Origin of the sequence: Paenibacillus allorhizosphaerae (genome assembly GCF_042659105.1) — a bacterium.
GTDB classification, from domain to species: domain Bacteria; phylum Bacillota; class Bacilli; order Paenibacillales; family NBRC-103111; genus Paenibacillus_G; species Paenibacillus_G allorhizosphaerae.
On record NZ_JBHSRV010000001.1, the window covers coordinates 177,378 to 188,279 of the forward strand.

General features: G+C 52.8%; 7 protein-coding genes. All 7 read right to left on the reverse strand.

The window, feature by feature from the left end; all coding sequences use genetic code 11:
- Positions 1 to 10: 10 nt before the first annotated feature.
- The 7 genes from ACFQI7_RS00690 to ACFQI7_RS00720 all read right to left on the reverse strand — a co-directional run bounded on the left by ACFQI7_RS00690 (position 11) and on the right by ACFQI7_RS00720 (position 10,882).
- Positions 11 to 1,498, reverse strand: a complete 1,488-nt coding sequence (locus ACFQI7_RS00690; protein ID WP_218096490.1) for a sulfatase family protein — start codon at positions 1,496 to 1,498, stop codon at positions 11 to 13.
- Positions 1,499 to 1,516: 18 nt separating this feature from the next.
- Positions 1,517 to 3,010: a sulfatase-like hydrolase/transferase gene (locus ACFQI7_RS00695; RefSeq protein ID WP_218096491.1), complete on the reverse strand. Its 1,494-nt coding sequence runs from the start codon at positions 3,008 to 3,010 to the stop codon at positions 1,517 to 1,519.
- Between the two features lie 139 nt (positions 3,011 to 3,149).
- Positions 3,150 to 4,583 carry a sulfatase family protein gene (locus ACFQI7_RS00700; protein ID WP_218096492.1) on the reverse strand — a complete coding sequence of 478 codons (1,434 nt, stop codon included), beginning with the start codon at positions 4,581 to 4,583 and terminating at the stop codon, positions 3,150 to 3,152.
- A gap of 261 nt (positions 4,584 to 4,844) precedes the next feature.
- Positions 4,845 to 5,720 (reverse strand): endonuclease/exonuclease/phosphatase family protein, encoded by an 876-nt coding sequence (locus ACFQI7_RS00705; RefSeq protein ID WP_218096493.1) that lies wholly within the window; start codon positions 5,718 to 5,720, stop codon positions 4,845 to 4,847.
- Between the two features lie 34 nt (positions 5,721 to 5,754).
- Positions 5,755 to 7,539: a NosD domain-containing protein gene (locus tag ACFQI7_RS00710; RefSeq protein WP_218096494.1), complete on the reverse strand. Its 1,785-nt coding sequence runs from the start codon at positions 7,537 to 7,539 to the stop codon at positions 5,755 to 5,757.
- A 51-nt stretch (positions 7,540 to 7,590) separates the two neighbouring features.
- Positions 7,591 to 8,874 carry an ABC transporter substrate-binding protein gene (locus ACFQI7_RS00715; RefSeq protein ID WP_218096495.1) on the reverse strand — a complete coding sequence of 428 codons (1,284 nt, stop codon included), beginning with the start codon at positions 8,872 to 8,874 and terminating at the stop codon, positions 7,591 to 7,593.
- A gap of 307 nt (positions 8,875 to 9,181) precedes the next feature.
- Positions 9,182 to 10,882, reverse strand: a complete 1,701-nt coding sequence (locus ACFQI7_RS00720; RefSeq protein ID WP_218096496.1) for a type 2 periplasmic-binding domain-containing protein — start codon at positions 10,880 to 10,882, stop codon at positions 9,182 to 9,184.
- Between the last annotated feature and the right edge of the window lie 20 nt (positions 10,883 to 10,902).

Consider the following 10,902-nt stretch of genomic DNA (forward strand, 5'->3'; position numbering starts at 1 on the left):
CCATGTTCCTTCATCCTTTGTTTGCTATTTCCTCTATCGCTTCATTCAGCCTTATTTCGGAATCGACTCCTCTCATCGCCTTAGTGTGAGGGGCAATTCGCCGTGCGACCGGCCCGCCGCCACTTGTAGAACGGATCAGCTCGTTCACATCGACAAGATCGGAACGCCAACTAAGCAGCGTCTGAACGAGCAAGTTGCGGATTTCACCGTATTCGGGCCGCTCATACAAATCGCTGTGCTCCGTAGGATCGGCAAGCCTGTCGAACAGCCTCCCCTTTCGCTCTTCGAAGTAGTATTCCAGCTTCCACCGCTCGGTCGCAATGGCCGCCGATTTGTACAGCGTCGCCACGGCGCATCTTCTCGGGGACGGCAGCCCTTGTGCTAGCGGGGTGAATAAATCGAACCCCTGGATATACGGCGACGACGTACCTGCCGCGGCGAGCAAGGTGGCCGGGATGTCGTTCCATATGGCAAAATCCCGCTTCTCGCCGGCGGGCAGCGTTCCCGGCATGCTCATGATAAACGGGATGCGCCAAGAAGCGTCGTAATAGTTATGCTTATCATTAAAGCCGTGATCGAACATCTGCAGGCCGTGATCCGAAGTGAACAGGATAAGCGTGTTTTCCCGTAAGCCGCTCCGGTCCAAGTAGGCGATCAGCCTTCCGATCTGCTCGTCACAATAAGCCGCCGAACCGTAGTACAGCTTGCGAATCCGATCGACTTCTTTCAACCGTTCATCACGGTCAGACCTCCCGGATTGCTCGTGGAGATGCTTCAGTCCATTGCGTACCGGCCTCTCTCCCGTATCGTCTGCCATTAAGCCGAGCAGCTTCTTCAGATGAAGCGGGAAAGCGGATATTTCTCCTTCCTCATAACGAATGGGCGGAAGCACGGTCGAGTCATACAACTCTGCAAACCGGCCCGGAGGATCGAACGGCTCGTGTGGGCTAACAAGGGAGCAAAATGCGAAAAACGGACCTTGGCCTTCGGCAACCGCACGTTCGATTTCGCTTATAGCCGTATCGACAAGGAACGCGTCCATGAACAACGACTCCGGCACCGGATTGGGCACTCCGCTGCTTTTGCGCGGGTAGCCGTGACTGCGAATATGTTTGGCATACGCATCGTCCCCATCGTTCGATTTTTCCGTCACTTCGTGGATTATATCGAATGAATCAGGGACAGAGCCGAAGTGGGTTTTGCCGATCATCAGATTCGTGTAGCCCTGCTCCTTCAGCAAATCGGGAAACATCGGCAGCGGATGCTTGCGCCGAATACCGTTCTCGATACACCCGTGAATCGGCGTATGGAGACCGGTCATCAGACTGCAGCGTGCAGGGGAGCAGACCGGCGACGACGTATGCGCCTGCTCGAACAGGACACCTTCCGATGCCAATTTGTCCAGATGAGGCGATATTGCGAAAGGACTCCCCATACAGCGCAAAGTATCCCAACGCTGAGAATCGGTTGTAATGAGAACGATATTCGGTGTATTCATGCTCCGCCTCCTGTTCGTTTACGGCAGCATCGTTTTTTGTTCGATCAGTCTTGCGGAATCTTCAGCCAAATCCGCACATGCAACCATATTTTTATGCAGCCGGGCTCTCATATCTTGCAAAACATCCCTCATATCCGGCTCGTGAATCAAATTTTTGAGCTCGAACGGGTCAGCGGACAAATCGTAAAGCTCATCGCTATCATCCAAATGGGCCGCATATTTATAGGATCCATGATACAGCACCCGCTGAATGTCATCGTGGTTAATATGTCCGAAGTGCATCGCCATTAAATCTTCCCTCCAAGGCGACGCCGGGTTGTTGAGCAGCGGTACAATGCTTTTTCCATCCATGTGGGAAGGTACTGGGACGTCCGCCATTTCCAGCACTGTTGGTACAATGTCCATGTTTGAAACGAGCGCGTCGAGCTTCACGCCTTTCTCCGATGCACCCGGCATTCTAACGGCAAGCGGAATGCACATCGTTTCTTCCGTCAACATCGAATCTTTGTCGAACAGCCCTCCGTTCGAGCCGAGAATATCGCCGTGATCGGCCGTATAAATGACGATTGTGTTTTCCAACAGCCCCGTTCGTTCTAGAGCGTCCAATACTTTACCGAGCGCTGCGTCCGTCTGAGCGAACGTTTCATACGCTCTCGCCACGATAGGCTGCCATTGTTCCCAATCGGTATAGCCTGTCGTGGTTCTCCACTTATTTCTATCTTTTTGATGATACCTCGGACGGTCCTCGAACGTATTTCTGAAATTCGGATATTCGGGAATTTGCTTCGGATCGATCGTATCCTTGAAAGGTTCGGCGACGATATAAGGCTGATGCGGCCCCCATACGTCAACGCGCATGACGAAAGGCTCTCCATCCTGTGCTCTCTGCTCCAGCCAATCGCAGGCAAGCTGCGAAATAAAGTAAGCTTCCATCGTTTCCTTAGGGGATTTGACGACTGCGGTCGACGCTCCCTTGAACCCGCTCGGATCCCCCCCGGCAAATCGGGTAAGACGTGTCAAATTGAAATTCTCCAACTTTTCCCCCAAAGTCCATTCCACATCGACTACCGGATCAGGAAGATTGAAGCGTTTCAAATAGTCCGCATATTCCGGCGAACCGTAAGGGTTGCCGTAACCGGGCAGGGAAAAACCTTCAAACCCCAATTTCATCGGTCCGGGCATACCGGCATGCCATTTTCCGAAATACCCCGTCCGGTAACCGTGTTGCTGCAAATATTGATTAAACGGTTTGATTCCCGGCAAAAATTGTTTGCTTAAGCTTTTTTCATCATTTCTTGTAATACCATGCTTATGGGCGTAAACGCCGGTAGCCATACTTGCTCTCGCCGGAGAACACAGCGGCGTAACCGTATAGGCGCGGTTAAACACGGTTCCTTCCGCTGCTATTTTGTCGTATGTGACTAGTGTCGGCTTCGGGCCCGCGGTGTCCTTGTAATGCTTCCACGTAACATGATCCTGCACCAACCATACGATATTCATTTTATTTTGCACGATTCAACCAACCTCCTAAGATCTGCGTCGGGGAAAACAGTATGGAATTGGACATTCCGGTTACTCTATATCCGCCTGAGTCAACGCTGCTTAATGCCGGAAAGAACCGGCTGTTCGGTAATCGGCGGACCCGCAATGCTTAGGCCAGCAGCTTCTTAAGAAATACATTGTTCGCCGCGTTCCGCAGCTCCGCCAGTACCGGTGCATATTGTTCATGGTCGATCACGTTGTCGAACTCGAAAGGATCTTGTTCCATATCGAACAGCTCGTAATGCTCGCGTCCGCCTTTGACGACATGAATATATTTCATCCGTCCGTCGCTAACGGTGAAAAATCCTTCTCCCTCGCTGAACACGTATGTATAGCCTCCGCTTTCGATCAATTCTTTGAAATCCCTGCCGTCCGTCGGTACTTCTGGAGCGTTTGCGGCTTTCATACAGGTAGCCATAATATCGGTCAGCATTACCTTGGCATCGGTCTTCTGTCCTGCCGTTTCCCTGGGATATTGGACAATTAAAGGGACGTTCAGCACATCTTCGTAGCCGCAATCGCCCTTGCCCCAGATGCCGTGATTGCCGAGCATTTCCCCGTGATCCGCCGTAAATATAATGAGCACATTATCGCCCCATTTCCGCCGCGCCGTCTCCAATATGCGCCCGATCTGGTCGTCGATCTGCGCGACGTTGGCATAATAGCTTTTGCGCAAATGATGCCAGTAATCCTCCGTGTAATTTTTTTGCGCGTGGCCTGGCGCCGGTCCGCTGCCGTCACAAATGCCCCGCCCGTCGCCGTGGTAGCTCCGGTGATGTATGCGGGACGGGTCGTCAAACTCCCCTTCCTTAAGCGCACGCGGTTTGTCTTTGCTCATATCTACACGCTCGAAGTACGATGCCGGCGGATCGAAAGGATAGTGCGGTCCGCTGAATGACACCCAGCAGAACAAGGGCTGTTGTTCGTCATGATTTTCGATAAACTGAACTGCCTTGCGGCCGACCCAGCTATCCGGGTGCCATTCTTCAGGCCCAGGAAAAGGAAACACCTTCGCCTTGCTGCGGTCCCAGGTGTCATCCCGGTATGCGGTCAAATAACCGGCCTCGTCTAGCTCCTTGGCGTAATCGTCATAAAACCAGACCGACACCTGCTTGTCATCCTGCAAATCGAGGTGATCAATGCCCAAAGACATGTAATAACTGCGGAATTCTTCATAAGGCAAAGTCGCGCCGCGCCGGGTCTCCCCGTAGGGAACCGGGGAAAAATGACATTTGCCGTGAACCGATGTCGTATAGCCTCCCTGCTTAAGCACCTGGAACATATTCGGAATGCCCGTACTCAGCTCGCATTTGCGGAAATTACTGTAGGCTCCGCTGTTGTGAGGAAGTTTGCCGGTAAGCATCGCGCAGCGCGACGGCAGGCACCACGGACTGGTCGAGTATGCCCGTGAGAACTGGACCGACATCTCCGCAAACTTGTCGAGATGAGTTGTTTGGATGGTCTCGTTCCCGTAACAGCTAAGCGCATCCTTGCGCAGCTCATCGGCCGTAATCAGCAAAATGTGCGGTTGTTGTGCGGACATGATTGATTCCTCGCTTTCGTTTCGTCTGTTTTCCTTTACATGTACGATGTGAGCACTCCGCTGTAATGGGTTTTTGATTACTCCAAGAGTGATTTTCACAAATATTATAACAATTCGCCTAGTTTGTTCCTACGCCATAAACGATTAATAACTTGGCTATTTCGACTGTGTTATGATCCCCCAGGTTGAACCGGAGGGGTTCTTATACGACAAAAAAACTGGCATGTGTCGGTGCCAGTTTGCAAGGCCTGCTTATTTGTATTACTTTGAGAGATTAATGATCATTCGACTGTCGCCGATGACAAACGATACGTCTGCATAGATCGGGCAATGATCGGATGCGTCTAGCGCTTCCTGACAAACAATCGTTTCATATACTAAAACAGTTATCTCGCTGCCCCGATAGAATATATGGTCTATCGCCTGGGCGTATACGCCTGTCGGCGCCGGCCCGTTGACGAAGACCTGCAGCGCTTCATCCCATTCCGGGTACGGATGGTGGGCATTCGAGTCCGACGCATGAACGAGCGCCGTACTTTGGGCATCGGCGAAGCCGTTGTCGAACAACAGCTGAACCGGTGCGCTCGATGACCGGCAGTTGAAATCCCCTATGCACCAAACCGGCACGGGCCACTGCTGCTGTAACGCTTCCGCAACGCCGATCAGCTCTCTGCTGTTGCTCCTTCTCGCCTCCTCACCCGCCTCGTCCGATTTCCAGTAAAAGTGGACATTGCATACGGCGAATCGTCGTCCGGACCGTTTGCATTCGAACACCGCCCATGTGACGGATTTGGAATTCGAATCGTTTAAGCCGCTGAAACGATGAAAGCCGCTGTCCAGTACCGTTAGCCGCTGTTTGGCATATAGCAGCGGGGTGTAATTGTTGCTTAACGGGCTGATCTCTACGTCAACTTCCGCATAGTACGAGCCTAGCAATTCAAACAAGGGGACCGGTTCCCGTCGGGCTTTTGGCGACACCTCCTGCAGCCCGAGAACGTCCGGCATGTACTGCTTAAACACTACGGCCAGGTTATCGTCCCGGTTAGCGATGGCCATATCGCCGCAATTCCCCCAAATATTGGAGGTCATGATACGAAATTTCGCGGTTTCTCCGGTTCCGCTAAGTTGAGCTTCCATAAGCGTTTCTCCCCGTTCTTGATCGTTTCGCGGATCAACCGGCCGTAAATACCGGCGAACCGTTATTATCGACTGTCATTATGAAGCGCGTGCCGTCGGTGCTGTGAAACCAGATGCCTTCAAAGTTAGCCGCTCCAGCGACATGAATCCTGCCGGTCTTGCCTTCAGCGTAATTGTTCGTCACCTGTACATCGCTGCACGTATCGGTGACGTTAATTCCGTATTGATTCTGGTTGCCGGAAGCGGCTTTCTTCACCCGGTTTCCGGCGATCCGGCCATTTTTGGCCATATTGGCCGCCAATATGCCGCTTCGCGTGTTGTCGGTCTCCGTGGCAGGAGACTCGATCATGTTGCTTTCCACCTGAAAACCGTCGAGGCTTTGAATGAAAATGCCCGTCCTCCCGCAGCGCTGAATTAAGTTGTCATGGACGATCAGGTTGGCGGTTAATCCGTTATACCGATAGGCGGCATCCGGTTCTTCGGTGTATACCGCTTCGGTCGCCATATCGACGAATGTATTGTCATGAATGTTGCAATTGCTGACATACGACAGGAAAATGCCGCGGTACTGGTTGCGGAGCACGTTGCCGCTAATCGTCACATCGTTTGTCCAACGGATCGTCATGCAATTGTTCGCCGCAGGCCCTTGCTCAAATACGTTGTCAGCGATGAGGACCGACTCCACTTTCGCGTACGTCGCAACATCTTTGGCGCTGCCTACGCAGTAAATATTGGTCGTAACCGTTCCGGTGAACGTATTGCCTTGAATGATGTAATTTTTGCCGGATTGCGGCAGGCCGGACTGGACGCCGTCCGCATCCTTGGATCCTTCGGTGTTCGCTTGCGTATTGGATAGCATCACGCCCATTTTGCAATCGATAAAACGGTTATTCATTACGCCCATTTCAGTAAATTTCAGACTGCGCACACCTCCGTAGGTCATCCCTTCGAACGTGTTGCCGTATACTTTGATGTTGGAATTGTACACGTTATGAACGGAGGAGTGGTTGCCCACGCCGGTCGGCCACGCCTGTGTGCCCGCTGTCCCGCTGGCTCCGAAATAGCAGTTTTGGACAATCACATTCCGGCAGGGCATCCCATCGAACGCACCGAAGTAAGGAAAGCCGACTTGAAGATGCGGGCTGATCTGAATCGCCTCACGCAAACCGCTGGATTGGTCCGTCTGAGGGTCCAGATAGCCGATGAACCGGCAGTTGTCCACCAGCACGTTATCGCAGCCGTTCATGTCAATGGCGTGGCAGTTCGGGACGTCGCGCACCTCAAGATTCCGAATGACGATATTTCTTCCGCGAGCCAGACCGAAGCAGTTGCCGGGATCGGGATATTGCAATACGTTGCAATCCCATACCCCTCCCTCGATGATGATATTGCCATGCCCATTGTAGCCTGAGAAGTTCACGTTGTTCAAGCCGTTGATCAGAATCGTCGAGTTATGGCAGCGCAGAACGGTTGCTCCCTTCTCGAGCGTGAGCCGGGTGTTGCCGAAGATGCGCAGCGCCGCCGTCGTTTTGTACGTGCCCCGCGGAATGACAACATGCGAGAAGCTTGCCGTTTGCGCATCGTTTAACGCGCTTTGGATCGCCGCCGTATCATTCGTTGTTCCGTCCCCCACGGCTCCGTAGTCTTTCACATTGTATATCGGCACCGTCGCTGTGCCTCCCGCGGCCTTCGTTTCCGCAGCGAGCGAGTTCCAGACGGAAGCGCCGGCGACCATAGCGGTTCCCGCCAGCCCGATGGAGGCTAACATGGATCTTCGGGTCATCCGGTTATCCGCAAGTTGCTCATCGTTTGATTTCATAAGGCTCCTCCTCAGTAAGATTCGCAGCAGCGATGCTGCGGGCGGTCATCCTTATTTCTTTAGTTCCTGAGCAATATTTTGATTGATTTTTTCTTCCGCCGTCCGAAGCGCCGTGTTGACATCATATTTGTTATTCAGGAAGTTTTTGTACTCCGCCTCCATAATTGTCGATGCATTCCCGGAATACTTGGAAAACTGCAATCCCGGACTGTATGTGCTTTTGAACATCGCTTGAATGTTTTTCCCTTTCAAGATCGGATTGTCCGCTCCGTAAGCCTGCTGGAACTTAGGGTCCTTGAGCGCACTGACGCGTCCGGTCGAGCGAACCATGGACATATGCACCTCATCGGAGGACAGCAGCTCGATCACTTTAGTGGCGGCTTCCTTCTGCTTGCTCGTCTTGCTTATGCCATACAGGTGGAACGAATACGGCCCTGCGTTGTTCGGCATATCGCTGAAGCTCGGGTACTGCACCATATCCCAATTCAGCTTCCCCTCCGTTTCCCTGAAGAACGGAGACGTCAATATATTGTAGGTCGCGACCATGCCTATCGTTTTATCCCGGAAGAACGGGTTCCAGTATGTCGTTTTTTGCGCGTTGGCGGACACGTCATTGAGCAGCTTGCCCAACTCGAACGCTCGCTTGTACGGCTCGCCGGTTACGCTGGCCTTATGGGTCACCGGATCGACCGGGTTCAGTGCGAGAGGCTTGCCGACCCTTACCAATGCTTCCGGATGAATTCCCATATACTGAACGCCGCTTTCCTGACGGGTCAGCGCTTTCGCTATCTCGATCACTTGATCCCACGTCATCCCGTCCTTCGGATAGCTGACGCCAAATTTATCGAAGATGTCTTTGTTGTAAAATAAAGCGCAGGTCAGCACGGCGAACGGCACGCCGTATAGTCCGCCATGCGAGACGCTTTTCGTGGACTCGATGGCTCGCGGGTCGAACCGGCTGAGATCCATTTTGTTTTTGTCCAGCAGTGGCGTCATATCTTCAAAGAAACCGAGATCCTCGAATTTGGCGATTTCGGAATTTCCTATGGTGAATAGATCGAACTGCTGATTCGTAGAAATGACATCTTGCAACGACACCTTGGTCCGGTCTATTTTCTCCACGGTAATGTGCGGATACTTTTTCTTGATCGGCCCGTTGTACAAAATTTCAAGGTCTTCATCGCTCACCACCTGCACGTCGTACAATTTCAGCGTGACCGGCTCCGGCGGCTTCTCGGCTTTGGCCGCTGCAGGACCGGGGTCCCTCGCTTGTCCCTGACTGCAGCCCACCGAAAGTACTGTGACAATGGATACCACCGCCGTTGTTCGTAACATGCCCACATGCTCCACCCCTTGGATTGTTATAAGATGCTGTTCCTGTTTCGGGCTTTTTGTGAATGCCCCTTACATTATTGATTGTACGGGAAGGAGCGTTACGTCAGGTAGGCAGCGCTGACCTTGCTAATGTGGAAATATGAAAATAACGATCGAGACATTTTCTACAATGAGGTCAGCAACCGTCACACTTGTGGCTGTATGAAGCGAAGCCGTTCCATACAGCTTCAAAAGCCGACTCGCTGCTTGGCGGGACCCTAAATACTTGTAATACCTCTTTTTTGAAAAAAAAAAAAACGGTCCGACGCTATTCATCAGACCGCTTATCAACATAGGCCGGCCGCTTTATTGCGGCGATGGCCTCCTCGACCTCTTGCGTAATTACATCTCCACCATGCTCTCTCCACTCGGCTACGAACGTATCGAAATAATCGAGAGGCTTGTCGCCCACGATGATGCGCACGAAGGACTCATTCTCAAGGTTAAGCAGGTTTTCCCACTGGTTCTCCATCGTGCTTGTCATGCCATAAAACTCGCTGTACACCGGGATATTGACCGAGCTGAGCACGGCGCTGCCGCCGTGGTATTGATACAGCACATAAGCCCAGTCCTGGGGCGATGCCACAAGCTGGCCAAAGCCCTTCAGGTAGTCATCAAATATTTTGCGGTCGGGCTCGAGCAGTTGTTCACGGGGCAGCTTTCCATCGGCTGCATCCTTGAAGCGCTTAAAGCGGTTGACGACCGTTTGTTCCTTCCGGAACGTCGCCTGGATCGGCCTCACGCTCCAGTTCGTTCCAGGGCTGTCCATGTACACATGAGGGACGCCGGGCGCATTATTGTCCAAATCCGCGACCACATTAATGGCTTTTACAATCGCCTCCGGATATTTCGCCCCCTTCTTCACCACCATGATCCGCCCAAGCGGGTCGGGCTGCCTCGTATAGTACTTGCCGTCGGGCGCGACAATATAGTGAGCGTCCCATTCCGCGGCCGGATTGTTCTTCACGCTGCCAGCGAGCAGTTTCATCGGCGCGGACGTGTAACCGGTTCCAATGCCGGCTTTGCCGATGCTAATATCTTTGGCGAACTGGTCGGGCTTGACGGTGCCGAAATCTTGGTCGATCAGCCCGGCTTCATACAGATCGTGCAGCTTGCCGAGCGCCTGCTTCGTGTTCGCGGTTATCGAGCCGTACACAATATTGCCGTCCTCGCTCTTGATCCATATTCTTGGAAACGCTTTGAACGCACCGAAGTACGGATCGAGCGTATTAAAGCCGATAGTGCCTGTCAAAAAGCTGGAGGTGCTCTGGATGCCGTGCGTATCGTGTATTCCGTTGCCATCAGGATCATCCTCGATGAATGCCTTCGCCACTCGTTCGAGATCGGCAATCGTTATGGCTTCGGGAAGCTGCATACCGATCTTCCTCAGCCAATCCTGACGAATCCATACGACCCCGTCCGCATCGTGCGCCGGAATGGTTGATGGGATGCCGAGCAGCCTGCCGTTATACGTCACGCGTCTCATCAGCCTGGGACCGAAGCCTTGAATGACGTTCTTGAGCAGCGGCGAAGCATGCTGCTCATACAGTTCCGTCATATCCTCCACCATCCCGGCCTCCGCCAGCCGTTTGAACTGCGCCTCCGTTACGAGCAGGAAGTCCGGAATATTTTTGCTGGAAATGAGCAGATTTACCTTCTGGGTATAGTCCGAGCTCGGATATTCAAAGGCATGGACAAACCGGATATTCAGCATATTCTCGATTCTTCTTGTGTAACGGTTGTCGGAGAACGTATCGCTTGAGCCTTCGGGCCATTTGCTTTCCAGGGTCGTGTAATAGCCAATGCGAAGTGTAACGGGCTGCAAGTATTTGCCGTTCGAATCGGCCTGATTCACCTCCTCTGGAGGTGACAAGGAAGGCGGGGCGTCGGCCCTGAGCTCCATACAAATGATGACGGAGATCAGTGCAGCGCCAAGCGCGGCCAAGTACAACGCGTTCTTTCCTTTCATCGAACTGCCTCCCCAGAGAT